Source organism: Acidisoma sp. S159, assembly GCF_009766125.1.
GTDB lineage: Bacteria > Pseudomonadota > Alphaproteobacteria > Acetobacterales > Acetobacteraceae > Acidisoma.
Window position 1 is genome coordinate 419,921 of the sequence record NZ_LMUG01000067.1, and the last position, 22,051, is coordinate 441,971.

Here is a 22,051-nt window from a genome sequence, read left to right on the forward strand (position 1 = left end):
GAATCGCATAGAATACACATCGAAGCTGGCGAACAGTAACGGAGGCTATAGAATGCTCAACCGGCACACACTCGTTCCACTTACCGCCGTTGCAGGTGTCGCGCTTCTGACCGCCGTTGGGTCGAACGGAGCGCTAAGCGCCACGCCGGATCCGAACACAACATTGCGGCTCGGCTACTATGAGGACATTCAAAGTCCCGACCCGGACGTCCAATACGACATCCCCGGCATGGAACTTGTGAACAATACCTATGAGGGCTTGGTTCAATATGCCCCGGGAAACAGCACGAAGATCATTCCCTGGCTTGCAACGAGCTGGACGACCTCGCCGGACAACACAGTATACACCCTTCATCTGCGGCATGGTGTAACCTTCCACGACGGTACACCCTTCGATTCGGCGGCTGCCAAAGCCAGTTTTGAGCGCCGGATCAAGATGAACCAGGGGACGCTGTATCAGGTCCAGGACATCAAGAGCATGGCGACGCCTGATCCCTATACGCTGGTGATCACGCTCGGCAAGACGGTGTCCGCATTCATGGACTATTTGGCCTCAGCCTATGGCACGAAGATGATCAGCCCGACGGCGATCAGTGCCAATAGCAAGGGTAACGATCTAGGTCAGCATTGGCTTGCTACACACGATGCTGGCACCGGACCCTACACCATCACGCAATTCACGCTCGGGCAGCAATACGTTGAGCAGGCTTACCCGAAATGGTGGGGAAGCGCACCCTACTACAAAACCGTCATCTATAAGCTGATTCCCGATGCTGGCAGCCAGGTTCTCCAGCTGAGAGGGGGCGATCTGGACATCCTCCACCAGCAGCCAGGCGCAACGGTGGACAAGTTCAAACACATCTCCGGCTATCAGGTTCAGGTCTTTCCGGTTTTCCTGAAGACCTGGATGCACGTCAACCCGAACCGGCTGCCTTTCTCCGATCCCGCATTGAGGAAGGTTCTGGGGCAGGCCATCAATCGCGCGCTTCTCACCAGGATTTTCTTCGGCAATTACGGCACGACATCGACGAGCATGTATCCGGCAGGTATGCTGCCGCCCGCGCTCGGCGCCGATCCGCAGCCGTACGATCCGAGCAAACTGAAGGCGTTGGTTGCCAAACTGTCGGCTGCCGACCGCGGCGTCAGTCTCGTGTATCTTTCTGGGCACGGGGCGGATATTGGCCGGATCTCCGATGGTGTTGGAAGCGAACTAAGCCAGGCTGGATTGAAGGTGACGGTGACGGAAATTACCGTGGCTCAGCTGTTTAATTACCCGTCAGAGAATCCCAAAACCGTGCCGCAGCTCTTCATCGGCAGTGAGAACCCGGATTCCGCTTCGCCAGACACCTGGGCGCGCTCGTATATGTATAAGGGTGCCGCGCTCAACTACTTCGCGGGTTCGGTTCCGGAAGCAGATCAGGCCATGGACAAGGGCCTGAGCGACACGAACGAGCAGCAACTTCTGGTGGATTACGGGCGGGCCGGTGACATCATCCACGATGCGGGAACCTTTATAACCATCGCCGATGCCGATGACACGTTCATTGCCCGCGCCGGCATCACCGGCTGGGCGCATCAGCTCGAATGCACGACCTGCATCAACCTCGCAACTCTGCGCCCATCGGCAAAATGACGGCTTTGGCTATCCGTTCCCAGCCGCGGCCTCCTCTCCGGCGGGCCTTCGGCTGGGCACTCCGACTAAAGCTCAATGGCGGGGGACTGGGCTGGGTCGAGCGCGTCGTGCTCTGCCTTGCGGCGCTGCTCGTGCTGATGCTGATCGTCCTGCCACCGCTATTGCCCTATGATCCGACTGCTCTGGTCGATCAGCCGCTTCTTGGTCCGAGCTGGGCCCATCCCTTCGGAATGGACGACCTTGGGAGAGACCTGCTCTCCCGGGTGATCTACGGGATGCGCATGAGCCTAACGTCCGCGACTCTCGTGATCGCATCCGGCGTCGTCGTGGGCGGCCTTATTGGCCTGGTAGCCGGTATGGCGGGTGGCTTGTTGGATGCCGCCCTGATGCGCCTCACTGACCTCTTCCTGGCGCTTCCGGGACCCTTACTTGTACTGGCGATCGTCGCGGCGCTTGGGCCGAGCCTTGAGCACACCTTAATCGGTGTCGCTGTCGTGTGGTGGCCTTGGTATGCGCGGGTGGTGCGGGGCCAGGTGCGCGCGACGGTCGGCATGGCGCATGTGGAGACCGCGCGTTTGGTCGGCCTCGGGCGCCTGCGAATTGCCCTGCGCCACGTGTTACCGCACGCCTTCGGACCGGTCATCGTCACCGCATCGCTCGACGTCGGAAATGTGATCTTGCTTCTCGCCAGCCTCTCCTTTCTCGGCCTGGGATCACCCGACCCAGCATCCGAGTTGGGTGCCATGACGGCTCGCGGGCTGACCTATCTACTGACCAATTGGTGGGTCGCGGTCATTCCCGCGGCCGCCGTCTTCCTGCTGACATTCATCGCAAACTTTGCCGGTGATGGTGTCCGTGATCTGATGGAGCGACGCTGACGTGATTCGCCTGATTGCTGGGCGCCTCGCCGCACTGATCGGAATCCTGCTGGCACTCACGCTGGTAGTCTTCATCATTGACACAACCGTGCCTACGGATCCGGTTGCGGCCAACCTGGGTGCGGGTGCCAGTCAAACGCTCATCAAGGCAACGCGTCACGCGCTCGGCTACGATCAGCCGGTCTATGTTCAATATTTTCGCTTTCTCGAACGCATTCTCCATGGCGACTTGGGCACATCGCTGCGGACCCATAACGCGATAACGGCGGATCTCGCCCAGTTCGCGCCCGCGACAATCGAGCTGTCGCTTGTCGCGGCGATCTGGATCTTCGTCCTATCGCTGGCGCTTGGTCTGTGGTCGGCATCCGGTAGGCGGGGTGCCGAGACGATCCGCGTGGTAATGGTGAGTTTCGCATCAGCCCCGACCTTCTTTCTCGGGATAGTCTTTGTGCTGGCCCTCTACAGCTGGCTCGGCTTGCTGCCGGCCTCGGGTCGCACGACGGCGGGTGTTGCAACAGGATTCGTGCTGATTTCCGACTTCTTCACGGGTAAGTTCGGTGGCTACATGGATGGACTTAGGCACGTACTGATGCCGTCCCTCGTTATAGCGCTCGGGCCATCCGTCGCGATCGGACGTGTTCTGCGCGGCGCCTTACTGGATGCGATGCGGCAGGACCATGTACGCACGGCACGCTCCAAGGGAATCTCCGAATGGGCCGTCCTGCTGCGTCACGCGCTACGGAATGCTCTCACGCCGGTTCTTTCGATGGCCGGTTTGCAGCTGGGCCTTGTCTTGACTGGCGTGATCGTCGTTGAGACGGTCTTTGCCTGGCCTGGTCTCGGTCTTTACACCTCCGCGGCTCTGGTCAACTCGGACTTCCCAGCTGTCATTGGCGTAACGCTGGTTCTCGGCGCGATCTATGTGATCATCAACGCCGCCGTGGATGTCCTGCAAGTGGTTGCCGACCCTCGGCTGAAGCAAGCGCGGTGACGTTGCTGTCCCAATCCGAGAGGCCGGCCGAAACCGTCGCAAGCAACGGGCCGCGTCAGCCCGTGGCCGTCATCCAGGATCTTCAAGTGGCTTTTCGCAGCCGGCAGGGAAGGGTGCAGGCTTTACGCTCCGTTTCGCTTGAGATCGCCGCGGGCGAGGTCATCGCCGTCGTGGGAGAGTCGGGTTCGGGTAAGAGTGTGCTTGGGCAGTCAATTCTGGGTCTGGTCGCGCGAACGCCGGGGGCCGAGATCTCCGGAAGTGTACGCATCGCGGGCGTCGACATGCTTGCTGCTGATGACCGGGCCCGGCGCGCTGTGCAGCGCCATCTTCTGGGCGCAGTCTTCCAAGACCCGCTTACCTCCTTGAACCCGACGACCAAGATCGGCGCCCAGCTGACAGAGCGAGGGATCAGGCGAGCGCGCGCTTTGGCGAATCTCGGCGATGCCGGAGTGCCCTCGGCGGCCTCCAGGGCGGGCCAATTTCCACACGAACTTTCTGGGGGCTTGCGCCAGCGTGTCGCGATCGCGATGGCTTTGGGTGCGGCACCGGCGGAGCCGCATAAGGCTGTGCCGACGGACGTCCCTGTTTACGGCCTCGGCAACGCGACAGGTACTCCGCAGTTGATCGTCGCGGATGAACCGACTACGGCTTTGGATGTCAGCGTGCAGGCTCAAATCGTGTTGCTCTTCGATCGACTTCGACGAGAGCATGGATGCGCGGTGCTATTCGTGACTCACGACCTCGGCGTTGCTGCTTCGATCGCCGATCGAATCGTCGTGCTATACGCCGGGCGGATTTGCGAGGTAGGGCCTGCCGCCGATATCCTGGGCGGGCCGACGCACTGGTATACAAAGGCACTTCTGGCGGCTCGTATATCGGTGGACACGCCGGCGGGAGCACCGATACTTGCCATTCCTGGAGCGCCACCCAATCCGGCCGCGCCGCCGCCGGGTTGTCCTTTCGCGCCGCGTTGTCCAAACGCCCAAGACGACTGCCGCGCTACGATGCCAGATCTGACCCCACGCCCAGCTTCTGATGGAGCCGGCATGGCGTCCTGCTTTCACCCGCAACCGCTACGCCCCGTTGCCGATCGCGTTGCCGACGCCGCGGCACATCGGATAATTAAGTCGCCAAGCCCGCGTGACGGAGCACCTTTTCCAATCGACGAGGAAATGGCGCTCGAGCTGAGGCAAGTGTCGAAACGGTTCGTGGTCGCCGGCGGGCGGCTGGGACTAGGCGGACAGGATGTTTATGCTGTTGCCGATGTAAGTCTCGCCATTCCATCCGGCGGATCGCTCGCGCTCGTCGGTGAGAGTGGCTGCGGAAAGACAACGACACTTAGAATTGCCTGCGGTCTCATTCGGCCCGATGCCGGCGAAGTGAGATGGGGAACCAGGGCGGGGCGTCCTCAGCTCGTTTTCCAGGACGCCGGTAGCTCGCTCACGCCCTGGATGACGATCGGCGCGCTGCTTGACGAACAATTCGGGCGGCGGGGCATCCCTCGGAGAGAGCGCCGTGATGCAAGCCTCGCACTTCTCGAACGCGTCGGTCTAGATGCGCGCGCCGCAGGTGCCAAAGCCCGTAACCTATCCGGCGGCCAGCGCCAGCGTGCCGCAATTGCACGAGCCCTCGCATCCGAGCCTCGCCTTCTTATCTGCGACGAGCCTGTCAGCGCTCTGGATGCATCGTTGGCGATACGTGTTCTAGAACTTCTGCAGGCGCTTCGTTCCGAACTTGGCGTGGCATTGCTGACCGTGACTCACGACCTTGGGGTCGCCCGTCGGATCGCAGAAGATCTTGCCGTCATGTATCGTGGGGAGATCGTGGAACAGGGCCCCGTTGAAGCTGTCTTCGCCAGGCCCGCGCATCCCTATACAGAGGGCTTGCTCGCCGCGATTCCCACGACGGAGCCCGGGCGGCTATCCCCGAAGCTCGCCGGAGAGCCACCGAGCCCGATCGGCCGCGTCACCGGCTGCGCATTCCAGCCCCGCTGCCCCTTTGCGCAGGCTCGTTGCCTCATAGACAAGCCGCTGCTGCGCGAACTCGGGGGCGGTCGTCGTTGCGCATGCCACTTCGCGGAACAGGTTGACGGTTTTCCAGGTCTGCGAAACTGAACAGCCACAAGGCGCCCCCTCTCAGAAGGACCGTATAGATGACGAAGACGAAAGTGCTGTTGGTTGGCGAAAGTTGGGTCAGCGCCGCGACTCACTACAAAGGGTTTGACCAGTTCAGCAGCGTGACATTCCACCTCGGCGCGGAGCCGCTGGTGACCGCGCTGCGGGACAGCCCCTTCGAGCTCACATACATGACGTCCCACGACGCCGCCGAGAAATTTCCTTTCACGAGCGAAGGGCTAGCCGAATACGGCGCGGTCATTCTGTCGGATGTCGGGGCCAATACATTGCTCCTACCTCCGGCGGTTTGGATGCAAGGCAAGCCGATGCTGAATCGTCTCAAACTGATACGGGATTGGACGCAGCAAGGTGGCGGATTGATGATGATCGGCGGATACCTCAGCTTCCAAGGTATCGACGGCCGTGCCCGCTGGCGTCGAACTCCGGTGGAAGACGCGCTTCCCGTTACGTGTCTTCCATACGACGACCGAATTGAAGTGCCGGAGGGGTTTGTGCCGGAGATCGTTGGCGCTGACGACCACCCGGTGCTGCGCGGTCTCGGCCGGGATTGGCCCCTTCTATTGGGAGCAAATGAAGTTGAAGCCCGGACAGATCCCGCCGTGGAACTTCTCGCCCGGTTGCCGGCATCGGAGGGTGGCCATCCCCTCCTCGTGATCGGCCGCTATGGAAAAGGCCGCACCATGGCCTGGATGTCGGATATCGGGCCGCATTGGGTTCCCGACGCATTTACTAAGTGGGAAGGATTCTCGAAGCTGTGGATCAATTCCCTGTCGTGGTTGACGGCCAGCTCATAGCAAACGGCGACACGCACCTCTGATCCAACAAGCTTCGCAGCGTTGTCATGAGTGGGCGGATGATTGGTTTGCGCACATAAAATTTGGAGTTGAGAGCAATGCCATCGCGAAAGATCCTGCTCGCCGGCGAGTCCTGGGTGACATACAAGGTCGAAGCCAAAGGCTTTTCATCCTATGCGACAAGCACCTATGGCGAAGGACAGGCAGAGATTGTAGCGGCTCTGAAGACCGCAGGGCATGAGGTGACCTTCATTCCGAATCACCTGGCAGTGAATGACTTCCCTTGGAATGTCGAGGCGCTGGCGCCTTACGACGTTGTGATGCTCAGCGACATCTCCGCGGACACGCTCCAGATACATCCCGATTGCTTCGACCATTGCCTCCGCACTCCAGATCGGCTCCGGGTCATCCGCGACTGGGTGAAACTTGGCGGCGGCCTGGTAATGGTGGGTGGCTACCTTTCCTTTTCCGGGCTCGAAGGGAAGGGTCACTACCAGGCAACGCCTTTGGCCGATGCTTTGCCGGTTGAGATGCTCGGCTACGACGATCGCATCGAAACGCCTGAGGGCGTGACACCCGTTGTCGGTGGTACTCATGCCATTCTAAATGGGGTTCTGGGAGACTGGCCGCATTTCCTTGGCTACAATCGCCTCAAGGCAAAAGCCGATGCCCAGGTGCTGATGAGCGTAGAAAACGACCCATTTCTTATTGTCGGGAACTTCGGGCGCGGGCGTGCGGCAGCCTTTGCATCGGATTGCTCCGCGCATTGGGGCAGTCCGGAGTTCCTTGCCTGGGAGCATTATGGAAGGTTCTGGGGCCAATTGGTCGACTGGCTCGGGGTTTCAAGCACGGCCGAGAAATCCGCGGATCAACAAACGTAAGCCCAATCGCCTAGCGACGGTGGATAAGACGTGCAGCGGGCATGACAAAGAAGGCGACTCGATGATCGTGCCGCGCATTGCGCTCGACCACCTCACCAATCCGCAAACCCTGGCAACCGTCTCTTGAAGCGGCGCAGGGCCACCATGCTGAATGTGGCTCGGCTTGCAGATGTCTCCGTCGGCACAGTGTTCAATGTGCTGAACAATACCGTCCCTGTGCGTGCGGTGACACGCGAGAAAGTTGAAGCCGCAATACGCACCCTGAACTTCCAGCCAACGACACTCACACTACCTCCTATCAAACACGTCGATCCTCTTGTCCACGCTCAAAATGTTAATGTGCCTCAGCTTATCGTCGTAGGTGCTGCGAGCGTCGACTACACAGCGACCCTGTCGGTACTCCCTCACCGCAATGATCGCAGCACCGCCCGCAGCATAGAGAAGTCGCTTGGCGGCCCGGCTGCCAACACCGCTGCCTTTGCCGCGGCACTTACCGATCAGTTCCCAGTCGGCACCGAGTTGGTCACCACACTTGGAGACGACGCTGACAGCTACTGGGCACTTGCGGAGCTCGCGCGGAAGAACGTGGGCACAGCGGCGGTACGGCGTCAAGTGAACCAGCGTATCAGCCGATGCATCGTTCTGGTGGAAAAGAATGGGTCCCGCACGATACTAAATGAGCCGGTAGTATTGCTGGAATCCGATCTCAGCCCCTACCTCAGGCGCGTGACGAAGCGAGAGCGATGCCTGCATGTCGATGGCTCGCAGGTCGATCATATGCTGAAGATGGTTTTAGATATAGGTAGAACCGGAGCCATTCTCAGCCTACAAATGACTGATCTTCCCACCGTTTCCCAAACTGCGAACCATCTGGCAACACTAATCAGGCATTTCGATTTAGTCTTTCTCAATCGTGACGTCGTACAGGAAGCGACGCAGTGCCGGGGCGGTCTGACGCCCGTAGTCGAGGCCACGCTCTCCCTTGTGCGCGGCGCTCGTCCAAAAGGCATCATGATCCTTACGCTGGGAAAAGACGGCGCGTTGGTTATATTCCCCGACCGGCGTGAACCGACCCACGTCCCTGGACTGGTTGCTCATGTGATCGACACCACGGGCGCCGGTGACGCTTTCACCGGTGCATTTCTTTCTGTCTGGCTGAACACGCGTGACGCAGTCCAGGCTGCTCGCTATGGCAATGCCGCTGGTGCGTTTGCCGTGTCTGTTGAGGGAACGCAGAATTCGGTTCCGACAGCGGGTCTCCTCAAAAGGTTGCTGGAAGTTGCAGTAAAAGCTCCACTGGATTTAGATGGGGTTTTGCGCTACAGGCGTGTAGATAATCCTCTGCGCGTCTGAGCGTCATTCCTGTTCATCGAACAATTTGGACGGTCGTTCTGACAATGTGGCTGGTGCCGCAGCAGTCTCGCTGGCTTTGCCCGACCGCCCGGAAGCCGCACAGCAGCCGACGAGGGATACGTTCGTGTTGCTGGGCTGTGCTAATAAGGCGCGGTCCTGTATAGGGACGGGCGAATTAAAGTTCGTATTGCCGGCGGGTCATCAGATCTTTTCGCGCAGGTTGTAGCCATGTGGAACTGGAGATTGCTGGGCGCTTGGCCGGGCCCGGGGCAAAGTGAACCCGGCCCCGGCAAGCAGACCTCCCCTGCCGATGACAACAGAGCCGCCGAAACGCTCTCAAACCTATCACCGATCAACCGACACCGCATCATGGTTGATGCGAACGCAGGCCGATGACCACGAAACGAGTCGCGTGTAGAGGCGAGGCACCCGCGCAAAGAAAGGCCGTCAGGGAACATGGCGGCCGCTGCTGAATGCTTGCGCGATGCTGACGACTGTCTGAAGCAAATGTGGGCGCTGAATGAGGGTAGGGCTTTGAAGAGTAGACTGACCAGCTCCAGTTGCGACTACGAAGCCCCGCCCGATGAGGGGCGGGGCTTCGCTTCTCTGCTCGCAGAGGCCGGATGATCCTCGAACAATTGGGCCGGCTTAGGTTGTGCCTGATGAAGGTGACCCAGCTACTACGACATCCTTCGCATGACGATCACGCGTTATGCCCGAGCCCCGCGTCGAATGTGGGTGGCCCCGCGATTACTCCTGGGGTGGCGTTTCCGATCGGCGTCATCGATGTGATCGCCGTACCGAGGCCGAGCGTCTTATCGACCGCGGCGGCCGCACCCGCTGTCAGCGTGAGCGCTCCTTTTGTCCCAAGGTTGAAGACGGCCAAATTGCCTGCGGACTTCCCGTTAAGCGAGACGTTAGCGTCCACGACGTCGTTCCGCGTATCGATGAAGAAGTCGCTTAGGCTGACCATGCCCACCAGATTCCCGAGCGCTAGGCCACTACCCTGATGCAGAATAAGGTCGCCTGCCGCGTTTTCGGAGCCACCGGTAATCGGAAAGTTCGCCACGGGCAGCAGCCCGCTAAGATCCAGACTGGCAAAACCCAGCGTCTTGACGGCCACTCCAAGCTCGGCGAGCGTCGAAGCAGATCCCAAGGTAACCGCCGTGTCGCCGCCGACGATGGGCGCTGTTCCCCCAAGTGGGGGCGGCGGCATTGGCGAAATGAACTGCAGCGAGGGGGTTCCAATTGAATATGGGTTGATGAGAGGCGAAACGATGGCGGTTCCGATCGTTGTGGATGACGTTATGGCGCTGGTGCCCAGGGTCTGATCTACTGCCCCGGCGGCGGCCGAGGTGAGGGTGAGGGTCGGGCCGAATACTCCTGAACCGAGGTCAAAGACAGGCAGGTTGCCGGCCAGCTCTCCGTCTAGGGTCACATTGGCGTCAATCACTCCGTTCTGCGTATCGACCGTGAAGTCGGTCAGCCCGACGGTGCCAGTGCTGTCTTTCAGTTCGAGACCGCTCCCCTGATGCGTGACGACTTCTCCGCCGTTGAGAAGATCACGTGTTCCCCCAGTGATCGGGAAGTTCGCGACCGGCGTACCGCCGGAGGATGTCACAGTCGCGGTGCCAAGCTGTTCGACACTCACCCCAAGCGACGTTAAGGTTCCAGCCGAAGTGAGGTAAACGGATGTCTTTCCGGTGAGAATAGGCTGCTCGTTCAAGCTCGACAGTAGATAGCCAAAGGGGTTGTTGGTCGTGATCGACATGAGAACTCCTGGGGTTGCTCGTCTTGTTGCTTGGGAACCGAGAACGAACCGGCGATGATGATCAGCCGATGACCGGGTCACTAACGGCCCGGAATGCCAGCTCGGACCTTCCGATCTCTCTCGGGTTGAGAGCGTCTGTTTGGATGCGGCCTCACGTTTATGTGAAAAGACTTCAGCTTTGATAGACCGGGTACGTAGCGTGGCGGGACCGGACGGCATCGCCCCGGAGGTGACTGGCCGGGCTGACTCGTTCAGGGACGAGACCGACGAGCTGACGGTTTTGCTGCTGCGCTGCTTCGATGGCGATCGCGCTTCTCTCCGCGAGATCTACGACCGACAGGCGCCGCGACTGCGTGCCTTGGCCATCCGCATCACGGGCGACGGCATGCTGGCAGATGATGTGCTGCACGACGTGTTCGTGCGCCTCATGGTTGCCCCTCATCGCTTCGATCGGGAGCGGGGGTCTGGCGCCGCCTTTCTGACAATGGTGACGCGGTTTGCCGCCATGGAAATGATGCGTGGCCGCCGCCGCGAGCCGGTGATGGGCGGCCAGGCCGGACAGGCCGAGGATGAGGCGGCTGCCACTCTTGCCACCTTGCGAGCCAACGACAGGAGGCCGCTCGCGGAGTGCCTCGAACGGCTCGAACCGCGCACGAGACGCATGATCTTGCTGGCCTTCTGCGAAGGCTATTCCCACGCCGAGCTTTCGAAGCGGTTCGCTATGCCTTTGGGAACAGCGAAGTCTTTGCTCCGGCGGGGGCTGCTCGCTTTGCGACGGTGCCTCGACCAATGACTGACAAGCGCGAAAACCGGACCCTGCTTGCAGCGGAATATGTTCTGGGGATGCTGCCTGACGAGCGCCGTCGCGCGGTCGAGCGGCTCGCAAACCGTGATCCGGCGTTGGCAGAAGAGATTGCCGGCTGGCAGCAGGAGTTCGAGCCGCTCGCTGAGCTGGACTCGCCGAGACCTCCTGCCGCTCATCTTTGGGATCGGATCGAAGCGACGCTGGAGGATCGGGTCGTGCACGCCCCGCCTTCCCGCAGGTCTGAAGCGCGAGACTGGGCGACCAGTCTTGCACGCCGTCTCTCCTTCTGGCGTGCGGGGGCCATCGGCGCCGGCGTCGTCGCGGTCTGCGCCGCGCTGCTCCTCTGGCGCGTGGAAGCGACGATGCCGATTGCGGTTGGGCTGATGCTGCCCCAGGGCACGACGGGTGAAGCCGTGCGGGTGGCCGTGACGGCATCTGACCGTATCTATGTAAGCCCGCGCTCAACACTCCCGGTCCCGCCAGGCCGCCGGTTAGACCTTTGGGCCAAGCCCCTCGAGGCGAAGGCGCCTCAACTGCTGGGAGAGATACCTGCCACGGGCGGGGCTCTGCGCTTCGGCGGCCTGCCGAGTGACGTTACGACCGTCATGATTACCAGCGATCTTGCGACGCCGGGTGCCGCGACGATTCCCGGTCAGACCCTGTTCCTCGGTGTCCTGGCGGCGACCCGCTTCTAGAATCGGCTGACGCGTCGGGGCTTACGCGCGGTTCGCAGACTGGCAAGTCACGGTAGGGTGATGCCCTACGGGAGACCTGCCGGGGGCTGGGCACCGCCCAATATGTCCCGTTCTGAGGAATTATGCCGCTCTCGTGTATGGCGATGCCGCGCCATGCCCCCTTTGATACAAATCAGCGCCTGCGCGATTGACACATTTACGGATCCAAGGGGAAGTCACGTGGAGGCCCTACGCATCTTGCTCGTTGAAGACGAGCCCCTGATCCGCATAGTGGCAGCGGAGATGCTCCGAGATGAAGGCTTCGACGTCGAAGAAGCCTCCAGCGGCGACGCCGCCGCCCTTCGCTTGGTAGGGCCAGAGTTCTTCGATGTGTTGTTCACCGATGTGCAAATGCCCGGTCAAATGGACGGCATCCACGTCGCATTGCACGCCAGAACCCATCACCCTCCGATCATCTTGATCATAGTCTCCGGCTTTGCGCCGCAGGTCCAAGATCGCCTCAAGGGGTTTGATCCTGCGGCTATGTTCTTCGCAAAGCCCTATAGGTCGCGAGATATTGTCAGTAGCATTCGGCGGCTGGCCGCCTAGCAAGCAATTGAGGTTCGGCGCCCAGGGGCTTCATAATACGCGATAGAGAGGGACGAACCTGGACGCCGAAGGCGATAGACGGGTGAGCGGTTTCTCGCTTCTGCCTCGCAGTCCGGCATAGTCACCAGTCGCGCCCTGGGCGCCCACCACAGCAGGCTGTCGGCCCCCCCCCGGCCTCACTAAAACTATGCCGCCCGAATTGCACTGCGGTATTCACGGTCTGGCGACTTCAGGGTTTTGTGTGGCTTACTCGATCGGAAATATGCGCGCGCTTCATCGTATCAGGAAATTCCGGCGTGTGGTATTCCATACACGTGTTTTATCGTTTCTTGTACGGTAGGAGGTGTCGCGATGAATCCGAACAAAGCACTTTGGGAGAAGGGTGACTTCACTCAGATCGCAGCAACGATGCGCGACAGTGGTGAGGAGTTGGTTCAAGATCTCGGCGTGACCAGCGGCATGGAAGTACTTGACCTGGGCTGTGGCGACGGCACTACAGCGGTGCCGACCGCTAAGCTAGGCGCGAATGTGCTCGGGGTCGACATTGCGGGCAACCTCGTCGCCGCCGGCAATGCGCGCGCGGCACAGGCAGGTCTTGCCAATTTGCGGTTCCAGGAAGGTGACGCATCGGACCTCAGCGACATCGCGGACGGGCGGTTTGATCTGGTCGTGACCATGTTCGGGGCGATGTTTGCTCCACGGCCGTTCGACGTCGCGCGCGAGATGGTGCGGGTGACCAAGTCAGGCGGCCGGATAGCGATGGGCAATTGGATCCCCGGGGATCCCACGCTGGTGGCGCAAATTCTGAAGATCAGCGCGGCCTACGCGGCCCCGCCACCTGAAGGCTTCGTCAGCCCGGTCACCTGGGGCGTCCAGACCAATGTTCAGGAGCGGTTCGGCGCAGCAGGCGTCGCACCTAACCAGATTGCGTGCGAACGAGCGAACTATGTGTTTCGATATCCAGGACCGCCAGCGGAGTTCCTCGACGCTTTCCGGCTTTACTATGGCCCGACCATGAACGCTTTCGCCGCGGCCGCCAACGAAGGGCGATCCGATGAGCTACGCAACGAACTGGTCAAACTATTCGAAGCTCAGAATCAAGGCGGACCGAATAAAACGGTGATCCCAGCAACATTCCTGAAGGTCATAGTCCACAAGCCCTAGGATCCGAGTCAGAATGGGCGTCGCTAGCACAATCGGAACATGAGACTCGGCATGTGATCGCCCAGTCTGACTCATGAAGGTCAATTCTCCCAATAGTCCGCTTCCCATCGTATCTGTGATGTTCGCGATATCGCACTTGTTGTGAAAGCCAGAGATAGCCGCGCCTAATCCTCTGCGGCCTCGCGGCTGTTGTGCAAATCGATTAACCTCTGGTATTGACAATGGACTGAACCATGTGCCGGAACATTCCAATCTTTGACGGCCATAACGACGCCTTGCTTAGGTTGTTCCAGCTTGCTGACCCAATCGCCGCTTTCCGGCATCGCGGTGACGACGGCCATCTCGATATCGTGCGGGCCAAGGCTGGCGGATTTGCCGGCGGGATATTCGCATGCTTCGTGCCTTCGGCAGGCGAAGAGGATGCGGGCGTCGTCTTGACCGATGGCGGCTACACTATGGCCATGCCCGAACCGCTTAGTCTCATGAATGCCCGGGCGCACACAGATGCGATGATCGCTTGCGCCGACCGGATCGTGACCGAACTCTTCGACCAGGTCAGGCTGTGCCGGAGCGTGTCGGAGATTCGCCGTTGCATGGATGATGGCGTCCTGGCAATGACGCTGCATCTCGAAGGTGCTGAGGCAATCGGCGAAGACCTCGACGGCTTTGAACACTATTACAGCCTCGGCGTCCGCTCGATCGGCCCTGTCTGGAGCCGGCGCAACTGCTTCGGGACGGGCGTGCCCTTCCGATATCCAGGTGGCCCGGCCATCGGGCCAGGTCTGACGGAAGCGGGGCTGGCACTCGTGCGGGCCTGCGACGAGCGCGGCATCATGTTGGACCTGTCGCATCTGAATGCCGCCGGGTTCTGGGACGTAGCGCGCACTAGCCGAGCGCCCCTGGTAGCGACGCATTCCAACGCGCATGCGGTTTGTCCTGTGCCGCGCAATCTTACGGATGACCAACTACGGGTGATCCGGGATAGCGGCGGCCTGGTCGGCGTCAGCCTGTCAGTTTGTGACCTTCGACCAGACGGACACAATGATCCGCTGACTCCGCTTGACGTTGTCATCCGGCACATGGACCACCTGTTGAGCATCCTGGGGCCGGACGGGGTCGCAATAGGCTCAGACTTTGATGGCGCCGTCATGCCCGCCGCCATCGGAGACGCCGGCGGGCTGAAGCGCTTGGTCGCGGCAATGGATGAACATGGTTACGACGAGAACCTGGTTGCCAAGCTGTGTCATGTCAATTGGCTTGCCCTCCTGGAGCGCTGTTGGCATTGAGAAGCCGGGCAAGAAGGGTTGACGCAGTTCCAGGTTGTCGCGGGGACTGGAAAGTGACTTCCGGGGATGTAGCAGAAGCCCTGTTATGGTAAATCGGGCAGGTTGAACCACGTTGCTCTTTGATGGTGCACCTCCTATTAGGGGAGATGTCCTCAAGTGCTCTGCCCATCGGCTTTACCTGGGCTACAATGGTTCCAGAGTTGTTAGTCAGCGACCTGAACAGAAGCTTGCACTTCTGGTGCGATCTGTGCGGTTTCGTCGTGGCTTACGATCGTCCTGAAGATCGATTTGCTTACCTCGATCGTTCTGGATGTCAGATCATGCTGGAAGAGACCATGGCGCCAGGCCGACACTGGACCACCGCCCCACTGGAGCAGCCATTTGGCCGAGGCATCAATTTCCAGATCACTGTGAATGACGTCAAACCGATTTTGGCCGCTTTGCTCAGCGCACAGTGGCCTCTTTTTCTTGGCTTGGAGGAGATCTGGTATCGAGCGGGGTCGAGCGAAGTAGGTTCCCAACAGTTTCTAGTGCAAGACCCAGACGGCTACCTTGTGCGTTTTTCGCAAGGTCTCGGCTTACGGCCCGCAATTAAGGCAGTGTTTCCTGATAGAGGATGATCCGCTGAAACCGTGAGGCATCTGGTTTTCGGCGGTTGCACCGGCGGTGCGATCCGCACAGAAGTGGCCGGCGCGATGCGCGATCTCCTCCAACTCACCAACGGCACGATCATCGTCACAGGCGCCCAATCGGTTTTTGCACGAGACTTGCATGTTCATAAACCGCCGGATCGATTTGCTCCCAGCAATAGCAGCCACGGCAATCAGTTGGTCCGGCAGGACAGTCCAGACGGGACTGATCCGACCCCTTACATCCTTCGCCAGATACGGGCGGTCGAAATAGCTAACGGAAGCTGATAATCATCCATCTCGCGCGCCAATCGTTGGCAAATCCCGACCAATGAGTGGATCAAAGTCTTGTGGCGAGTTGGGCTGGAAAATTTGAGCGCGCGCTCGGCAGGACCAGCCCCTGGTTTCTCCTGGCAGAGGACTACGTGACTTTCCGCTCAAGTTCCCTAAGGCTGGCTGAGAACTTCTCCGCAATTTCGTCGACCTCTGCCTCTTGGATGATGAGTGGTGGCGACATGCCGAGCGTGTCTCCCATGCACCGAACGATAAGGCCGTTCTTGAAGGCAATGCGGTCGAATGCCGGTCCGACTTTCATGGAGGGTGAGAATGGCGCACGGGTCGCCTTGTCCTGTACGATCTCAACGCCAATCATGAGACCGGCGCCGCGGATGTCGCCCACGATCGAAGACGAGGTGAGTTGATCGACATGTCCACGCAGCCGCGTGGACATGCTGCGGACATGCGCCACCACATCCATCTCCTCATAGATGGCAATCGCTTCCAGTGCGACGGCGACTCCGACCGGGTGGCCTGAGTTGGTGAAGCCATGGCCGAACATGCCGCCATTTTTGTTGAAGGTCACAAGCGCATCGTAGATCTCGGGCGCGATGACGACAGCCGCAATTGGGAAGTGTCCAGAAGAAAGGCCCTTGGCCAGCGACATCATATGAGGTTGCATACTAACGGTATCACGCCCAAACCAATTGCCTGTGCGGGCAAAGCCGCAGACGATCTCATCGCCCAAGGTGAGAATGTCGTATTTGTCGAGCACGTTTTTGATTCTTGCGAAATAATCTGCAGGAGGCACGACGATACCTCCGCCCGCCATCACCGGCTCGGCGATGAAGGCGGCAATGCTATCTGGCCCCTCCGCCAGGATCTGCGCCTCTAGGGTGTCGCAGAGGCGCTGCACGAAAGCATTGTCGTCCTCATCGGGTTGCTGCACGCGATAGGGATGGGGGGCGAGCGTGTGAATGAAGCCAGGGATCGGCAGACCGAACTCGCGGTGCATGAAATCAAGCCCGCACATGGAGCCGGCGGCGATGGTTGAGCCGTGGAAGGCGCGATCCCGGGCGATCACCTTCCGCTTTGTCGGCTTGCCCCGGACCGTGTGGTACAACCAGGCAAGCTTGACCATCGTCTCGTTGGCCTCGGACCCTGAGGTCACGAAGTAGGCACGACCGCCCGCCATGCCTGTGATATCGACGAGCTTCTCGGCTAGCGCCGCCGCAGCCTGCGTCGTGCGACCATAGAATGTGTGATAAAAACCGAGCTTCTTGCCCTGAGCGAAAGCTGCGTTGGTCAGCCGTTCGTTAGCAAAACCCAGGGAGGCACACCAAAGGCCCGCCATGGCGTCGAGGTAGGTATTGCCGTCCGAATCCTGGATTCTTGCGCCTTCCCCGGAGGTGATGACAATTGGACCCTCCGTCTCGAATGCCGTTGGGTTGGTCTGCGAATGGATGTGGAAATTCACATCCTGGGCGAATGTCGAATTTGGAAGATGCGTGTCCATTTGAATCTCCGGCTTGGGGTGCAAAGGGGTACGAAAGCTCAGCCAGGTCCATTGGCCGTTATACGGCCGCCCGTATTGCTGTCGAAAAGCAGCAAATGCCGGGCGTCGAGGTCGAGATGCACCAGTTGTCCTCGCTCGATACGCGCAAAGCCGTTCAGGCGGGCGGTGATCGTACCGCCTTGCCAATCGAGCGTAACATGCGTGGAGGGACCTACGGGCTGCACCAACCGCACAGTTGCAGGAATACCATGATCCGCGAGGCGGACATGTTCAGCCCGTATGCCGATATCAATCTTCGTACCGTCCGGCGCACCGGCGTAGAGACCAGGCGCGAGTCCGAGTAGTTCGGCACCAATCCGCAACGATACCCCGGTGCTAGCGCGCGCGAGAACGCCCTGGAAGAGTTCGATCTGAGGACTGCCGATGAACGTCGCAACATATCGGTTGGCCGGGCTCGCATAGATCTCCTCTGGCGTCCCGAGTTGTTCGATCCGGCCCCGGTTCATCACCGCGATGCGGTCGGAAATTGACATCGCCTCCTCCTGGTCGTGCGTCACGAAAATGGAGGTGACTCCTAGGCGCTGATGCAGTTCCTTTACTTCCGCCCGCATCCGCACACGGAGCGACGCGTCGAGGTTGGAGAACGGCTCGTCGAAGAGGAAGACCTTCGGCTCCCGCACCAGCGCGCGGCCGATGGCAACCCGCTGTTGCTGGCCGCCAGAGAGCTGGGCAGGCAGCCGATCCAGCACATGGCTAAGTTCGAGCGAGGCAGCGACCTCTTCGACCCGGGCACGGATCTCCGGCCGGCGCAACCCACGGACCCGCAGCGTAAAGCCGATATTCTCCGCGACCGACATATGCGGATAGAGCGCATAGTTCTGGAATACCATGGCGATGTCGCGTTGTACAGGCGAAAGTTCATTGACGCGGCGGCCCTCCATCCGGATGTCGCCGGTCGTCGGATCATCTAGGCCCGCTATGAGGTTGAGGGTGGTCGTCTTCCCGCAGCCCGAGGCACCGAGAAGAGTCACAAACTCTCCTTGCTCAATGGAGAGATTGACGTCATGGCACACGGTGACAGGTCCGTAAGATTTGCCGATAGCCTCGAGTTCAACATGGGGCATCACAACTATCCCTTCAGCATGCCATCGGCGAAGCCGCGCACGATATGGTTGCGGAAGAGGATCGCGAGCAGGATGACAGGCGCGACGCTGATAACGGCGGCGGCCATCATCTGGCCGAACACTGTCTGGTACTGACCTGCAAAGGCGGCAATCACAAGAGGCACGGTCTGCGCATTCTGTCGTGTCAATATCAGCGCGAAGAAGAACTCGTTCCAGGATTCGATAAAGGCGAATACGGCGGCGGCGCAGAGCGGCGGAATGGAGATTGGCAGCACGATCATCCAGAAGGTGCGGATAAGTCCGGCACCGTCTACCGCCGCAGCCCGCTCCAAGCCGGCAGGAACGCCGAGGAAGAAACCTCTGAGAATCCAGATTACGATGGGCAGGTTGAACGACAGGTAGACCACGATCAGCGCGAAACGCGTATCGATTAACCCAAGGCGGCTGATCACGATGAAGAGCGGGATTGCTATTGCAATGGCGGGCAGCATCTGAGTCGCCAGGATTAGCAGTACAACGGCGCCCGAGCGCGGTACCGAAAGCCGCGCCAGCGCATAGGCCGCCGGCGCACCAAGGGCGAGCGCCACAGCTGTCGTGAAGGCGGCGACGATGAAGGAATTTAGCATGCCGCGGCCGAGCGTCGCGGCTGAACCCATGACAGTGATGTAGTTGTCCAAGGTCCAGTGCACGAAAGAGATATCGGGGGGCTGATCGATCAGGGACAGCTGCGGCAGGATACTCGACAGCAGCAGCCAAGCAATCGGGGCTATTGACCAGGTCACGAAGACGGCAAGCCCCACGATTACACCAGCATCGGCCACGCGCGGGCCGAAGGACGAACGGAGCAGGCTCATGCCGTAGTGCCCTTCCGGGACGGCTGCAGCAGCCATATATACAATAACGCTAGCACGAAGCTCATCGCGAAAATGACGTTCGCGATGGCCGCTCCCGAGCCAATGTTGAGGAAGTTGAACGTTACCCGATAGGCTAGGAAGTTGAGAAGGACGGTGCCGTCCGCCGGGCCACCACGCGTCAGCACGAACACCAAGTCGAAAACACGCAGAGACCAGATCGTCTGTAGTACGACCACGATGGTGATCGTGCTGCGGAGGCTTGGTAGCGTCACGAAGCGGAAGCGCTGCCAGCCACTGGCACCGTCCAGAATTGCGGCACGGTAGAGGATTTTCGGGATGCGCTGAAGCCCGGCTAGGAATAGCAGCGCGATGAACGGCACAGATTTCCAGACGTCGACAAGCAGCAGAAGCGTCAGAGCCCTCACCGGCTGTCCCAGCCACACCACGTAGTGGTCGATCAGCCCAAGCGACTTAAGAACGGCATTCAGGACACCGTAATTCGCGTTGAGGATCCACTTCCATAAAACAGCGTTGGCGACCGGCGCGATGGCCCATGGAATGATGAGTAATATGCGCAGAATTCCGTGGCGGCCAAAGCGGTGGTTCAAGAGCAAGGCCGCTCCCAGGCCTATAGTGGTTACGAGAATGACCTCGCCTAGTGAAAAAAGAATGGTGTTGCGCAAAGCCAGTGCGAAGCTGCCGTCTGAAATCAGGTCGATATAGTTATCCCATCCTATCCAATGCACATGCATATGCCCGGAAGCGAGCCGCACATGCTGCATGGCCAGAATGAGCGATCGCAGAATGGGATAGCCGAGGATGGCAGCGAGTATCAGGAGTGCCGGTGTCACAAACAGGATGCCGACACCCCTGCGCCGCTGCTCAAAAGTGCCGGAAACAGGGGGGCCGGCAAGAGGGGCCCGCGATGGCGCGTCAGGCCGAACGACAGCCAGCTTCGCAGTGATCACTGATTCTGCTTGACAATTTTTGCGACGAGGTCACTGGCGTTCGCCATGGCAATTTTTGCCGTTTGGCGTCCCTGCAACGCTTTCTGGATCTCGGTCCCGATTGCCTGGGTAATCTGATTGTAGTTCTGAGTCACGAAGCTGTCGTATGGGTGCTTCGCCTGCTCCAGCACCACGGCGGCGTTAGGAAGCGCTTTCTGCACCTCGGGATCCGACAGCACCGAGATGCGAATTGGAAGCCAGCCTGTGTCGATCGCCTGGCGCTTCTGCACCTCCGGACTCAGGTAGAAATCAACCAGCTTGGTGGCGAGATCGGGGTTCTTACAGGAGGCGGTGACGGTCCATGCGTCGGTGCCATCGATCGAAGCGGTGCCCGCGGGGCCCGCGGGCAACACAGCGCCCCCCAACTTGCCGATGATCTTGGACTGCTTCGGATCCTGGGCGGGCTTCCACATATAGGGCCAATTCATCATCATCGATGCGCGACCCGAGAGGAGTACGTTCGTAGCGTCGTTGATCCCGGCATAGGAAATCGATCCAGGGTCGGTTCCGAGCTTCATCAGATCCAGCATCATCTGGAGGGCCATGACACCCGCATCCGAGTTGAAGGCGGGCGTGCCATCTTTATTGTACATCGTCCCGCCAGCCTGCTGCAGAAAGCACATCCAATATGAGGTCGTGCCGCCGATGCCGGCAGAGTCGCCGTAATCAAGCACCCAGCCGTAGCGGCCGTCGCGCGTCAGTTCCTTTGTGTAGCGTTTGAGATCGTCCCAGGTCTGGGGAGGTCCCTTGAGCCCGGCGATCTCCAGATGCTCGGTGTTATAGAACAGCGTGAGCAGCGAGAGCGTGAAGACGGCGCCATAGCGCTTGCCGTCCCAGGTCACCGTCTTGAAGCTCGACGGCGGCATATCGGCCGTGGTGCTCGCCGGCAGCGTGTCAGCATAGGGCACAATCGAATCTATGAATTCCGGTACCCAGCCGCACATGTAGACGAGGTCCCAGTCCGACGTGCCGGACGCAAAGGCGGTCGCCATACGGTCATGGAGCTGAGGCCAGGCCAGCAATTCATATTTTACGCGAGCATCGTTCGCTTTCTGCCAGGCGGCAAAAGCCGCTTCGGAAAACTTTGCAGCGCCTGGGGGTGAGGGGTCAGGCGGGAGGGGCGCAAAGACGTCGAGCCCGGTATCTGCCGCATAGCCAGTTCTGACCCCGAATTCAGAGAGGACCCCGGCGGCGGCTACCCCTGCCGCGCCGTGCAACAGAGTGCGGCGGGAAAGCAAAAGAGAGTCATCACTCATAGCCATCTCCTGTTGAAGGGGTTGGATAGCGGCGACAACTGGCGTTCTTGTTGGGCTCAGGATGGGCGCGGCGGCTTTGCTACGTCAAGCGTATTTGTTAAAGCGACTTACAAATTTTAGGACCCGCTGATGTCCCTGCGTGCGACCAATGTAAGCCACGGGAAACTAGTCAACCTCTGGGTAGTATTCGAGACGATCCGGCTGCACGGTCCGCTTTCCCGTTCTGACATCGCGCGCCTAACTACCTTGTCTAAGCCCAGCGTTTCGAGCCTGGTCGACGAACTGGACGGGCTGGGACTTATCCGTGAGGGCGCGCTGCGAACTGGCGGCGTAGGCAAACCATCGACGCCGCTCGACCTCAATCCGGAAGGCGCCTTCACCCTTGGCCTCCACCTCGATTACGGCCGGGCCACGG

19 protein-coding genes are annotated in these 22,051 nt (G+C 60.1%); 13 read left to right on the forward strand and 6 right to left on the reverse strand.

Going from position 1 to position 22,051, the window contains the following annotated elements:
- Window positions 1-52: 52 nt before the first annotated feature.
- From GSQ92_RS24635 to GSQ92_RS24665, 7 genes are all read left to right on the forward strand, one after another.
- Window positions 53-1,633, forward strand: coding sequence for an ABC transporter substrate-binding protein (locus GSQ92_RS24635; RefSeq protein ID WP_159014174.1), 1,581 nt, complete (start codon window positions 53-55; stop codon window positions 1,631-1,633).
- A 5-nt stretch (window positions 1,634-1,638) separates the two neighbouring features.
- Window positions 1,639-2,511 (forward strand): ABC transporter permease, encoded by an 873-nt coding sequence (locus GSQ92_RS24640; RefSeq protein WP_158802438.1) that lies wholly within the window; start codon window positions 1,639-1,641, stop codon window positions 2,509-2,511.
- Window position 2,512: 1 nt separating this feature from the next.
- Window positions 2,513-3,502: an ABC transporter permease gene (locus GSQ92_RS24645; protein WP_158802437.1), complete on the forward strand. Its 990-nt coding sequence runs from the start codon at window positions 2,513-2,515 to the stop codon at window positions 3,500-3,502.
- Window positions 3,503-3,588: 86 nt separating this feature from the next.
- Window positions 3,589-5,616: an ABC transporter ATP-binding protein gene (locus tag GSQ92_RS24650; RefSeq protein WP_216856930.1), complete on the forward strand. Its 2,028-nt coding sequence runs from the start codon at window positions 3,589-3,591 to the stop codon at window positions 5,614-5,616.
- Between the two features lie 38 nt (window positions 5,617-5,654).
- Entirely contained in the window at window positions 5,655-6,431 is a 777-nt protein-coding gene (locus GSQ92_RS24655; RefSeq protein ID WP_158802436.1) for a glutamine amidotransferase, read from the forward strand.
- 98 nt (window positions 6,432-6,529) lie between these two features.
- Entirely contained in the window at window positions 6,530-7,312 is a 783-nt protein-coding gene (locus GSQ92_RS24660) for a glutamine amidotransferase (RefSeq protein WP_158802435.1), read from the forward strand.
- A 144-nt stretch (window positions 7,313-7,456) separates the two neighbouring features.
- Window positions 7,457-8,665 (forward strand): PfkB family carbohydrate kinase, encoded by a 1,209-nt coding sequence (locus GSQ92_RS24665; RefSeq protein WP_159014176.1) that lies wholly within the window; start codon window positions 7,457-7,459, stop codon window positions 8,663-8,665.
- 703 nt (window positions 8,666-9,368) lie between these two features.
- On the opposite strand, the gene GSQ92_RS24670 is transcribed toward GSQ92_RS24665, so the two are convergent.
- A complete protein-coding gene (locus GSQ92_RS24670) occupies window positions 9,369-10,436 on the reverse strand; it encodes a hypothetical protein (RefSeq protein ID WP_159014178.1) in 1,068 nt (355 codons plus the stop codon).
- 199 nt (window positions 10,437-10,635) lie between these two features.
- Here GSQ92_RS24670 and GSQ92_RS24675 point away from each other — a divergent pair, with 199 nt between their 5' ends.
- From GSQ92_RS24675 to GSQ92_RS24700, 6 genes are all read left to right on the forward strand, one after another.
- Complete coding sequence (locus tag GSQ92_RS24675; RefSeq protein ID WP_158802432.1) at window positions 10,636-11,229, forward strand: sigma-70 family RNA polymerase sigma factor; 594 nt, start codon at window positions 10,636-10,638, stop codon at window positions 11,227-11,229.
- Window positions 11,226-11,936 (forward strand): anti-sigma factor domain-containing protein, encoded by a 711-nt coding sequence (locus GSQ92_RS24680; protein WP_158802431.1) that lies wholly within the window; start codon window positions 11,226-11,228, stop codon window positions 11,934-11,936. The genes GSQ92_RS24675 and GSQ92_RS24680 overlap by 4 nt, the downstream gene beginning before the upstream one ends.
- A 282-nt stretch (window positions 11,937-12,218) precedes the next feature.
- A complete protein-coding gene (locus tag GSQ92_RS31870) occupies window positions 12,219-12,524 on the forward strand; it encodes a response regulator (RefSeq protein ID WP_371418588.1) in 306 nt (101 codons plus the stop codon).
- 237 nt (window positions 12,525-12,761) lie between these two features.
- Window positions 12,762-13,688: a class I SAM-dependent methyltransferase gene (locus tag GSQ92_RS24690; protein ID WP_216849893.1), complete on the forward strand. Its 927-nt coding sequence runs from the start codon at window positions 12,762-12,764 to the stop codon at window positions 13,686-13,688.
- A 233-nt stretch (window positions 13,689-13,921) separates the two neighbouring features.
- Window positions 13,922-14,974 carry a dipeptidase gene (locus tag GSQ92_RS24695; RefSeq protein ID WP_158801464.1) on the forward strand — a complete coding sequence of 351 codons (1,053 nt, stop codon included), beginning with the start codon at window positions 13,922-13,924 and terminating at the stop codon, window positions 14,972-14,974.
- A 188-nt stretch (window positions 14,975-15,162) separates the two neighbouring features.
- A complete protein-coding gene (locus GSQ92_RS24700; RefSeq protein ID WP_216849892.1) occupies window positions 15,163-15,594 on the forward strand; it encodes a VOC family protein in 432 nt (143 codons plus the stop codon).
- Between the two features lie 430 nt (window positions 15,595-16,024).
- On the opposite strand, the gene GSQ92_RS24705 is transcribed toward GSQ92_RS24700, so the two are convergent.
- The 5 genes from GSQ92_RS24705 to GSQ92_RS24725 are packed head-to-tail and all read right to left on the reverse strand — an operon-like array spanning window position 16,025 to window position 21,636.
- The gene (locus GSQ92_RS24705; protein ID WP_158801460.1) at window positions 16,025-17,395 is read right to left on the reverse strand and encodes an aminotransferase; all 1,371 of its coding nucleotides are present in this window, start codon (window positions 17,393-17,395) and stop codon (window positions 16,025-16,027) included.
- Window positions 17,396-17,433: 38 nt separating this feature from the next.
- Complete coding sequence (locus GSQ92_RS24710) at window positions 17,434-18,519, reverse strand: ABC transporter ATP-binding protein (protein WP_158801458.1); 1,086 nt, start codon at window positions 18,517-18,519, stop codon at window positions 17,434-17,436.
- 5 nt (window positions 18,520-18,524) lie between these two features.
- Window positions 18,525-19,373 carry a carbohydrate ABC transporter permease gene (locus tag GSQ92_RS24715; RefSeq protein WP_158801456.1) on the reverse strand — a complete coding sequence of 283 codons (849 nt, stop codon included), beginning with the start codon at window positions 19,371-19,373 and terminating at the stop codon, window positions 18,525-18,527.
- Window positions 19,370-20,341 (reverse strand): carbohydrate ABC transporter permease, encoded by a 972-nt coding sequence (locus tag GSQ92_RS24720; protein ID WP_216849891.1) that lies wholly within the window; start codon window positions 20,339-20,341, stop codon window positions 19,370-19,372. The genes GSQ92_RS24715 and GSQ92_RS24720 overlap by 4 nt, the downstream gene beginning before the upstream one ends.
- Complete coding sequence (locus GSQ92_RS24725) at window positions 20,338-21,636, reverse strand: extracellular solute-binding protein (RefSeq protein WP_158801454.1); 1,299 nt, start codon at window positions 21,634-21,636, stop codon at window positions 20,338-20,340. The genes GSQ92_RS24720 and GSQ92_RS24725 overlap by 4 nt, the downstream gene beginning before the upstream one ends.
- Between the last annotated feature and the right edge of the window lie 415 nt (window positions 21,637-22,051).

Excerpts from the sequence above, each read along its gene's own strand:
- GSQ92_RS24635 (WP_159014174.1), top strand. The coding sequence starts at position 53 with ATGCTCAACCGGCACACACTCGTTCCACTTACCGCCGTTGCAGGTGTC.
- GSQ92_RS24655 (WP_158802436.1), top strand. The coding sequence starts at position 5,655 with ATGACGAAGACGAAAGTGCTGTTGGTTGGCGAAAGTTGGGTCAGCGCC.
- GSQ92_RS24660 (WP_158802435.1), top strand. The coding sequence starts at position 6,530 with ATGCCATCGCGAAAGATCCTGCTCGCCGGCGAGTCCTGGGTGACATAC.
- GSQ92_RS24665 (WP_159014176.1), top strand. The coding sequence starts at position 7,457 with ATGCTGAATGTGGCTCGGCTTGCAGATGTCTCCGTCGGCACAGTGTTC.
- GSQ92_RS24670 (WP_159014178.1), bottom strand. The coding sequence starts at position 10,436 with ATGTCGATCACGACCAACAACCCCTTTGGCTATCTACTGTCGAGCTTG.
- GSQ92_RS24680 (WP_158802431.1), top strand. The coding sequence starts at position 11,226 with ATGACTGACAAGCGCGAAAACCGGACCCTGCTTGCAGCGGAATATGTT.
- GSQ92_RS31870 (WP_371418588.1), top strand. The coding sequence starts at position 12,219 with ATGCTCCGAGATGAAGGCTTCGACGTCGAAGAAGCCTCCAGCGGCGAC.
- GSQ92_RS24695 (WP_158801464.1), top strand. The coding sequence starts at position 13,922 with ATGTGCCGGAACATTCCAATCTTTGACGGCCATAACGACGCCTTGCTT.
- GSQ92_RS24700 (WP_216849892.1), top strand. The coding sequence starts at position 15,163 with ATGGTTCCAGAGTTGTTAGTCAGCGACCTGAACAGAAGCTTGCACTTC.
- GSQ92_RS24705 (WP_158801460.1), bottom strand. The coding sequence starts at position 17,395 with ATGGACACGCATCTTCCAAATTCGACATTCGCCCAGGATGTGAATTTC.
- GSQ92_RS24710 (WP_158801458.1), bottom strand. The coding sequence starts at position 18,519 with ATGCCCCATGTTGAACTCGAGGCTATCGGCAAATCTTACGGACCTGTC.
- GSQ92_RS24715 (WP_158801456.1), bottom strand. The coding sequence starts at position 19,373 with ATGAGCCTGCTCCGTTCGTCCTTCGGCCCGCGCGTGGCCGATGCTGGT.
- GSQ92_RS24725 (WP_158801454.1), bottom strand. The coding sequence starts at position 21,636 with ATGAGTGATGACTCTCTTTTGCTTTCCCGCCGCACTCTGTTGCACGGC.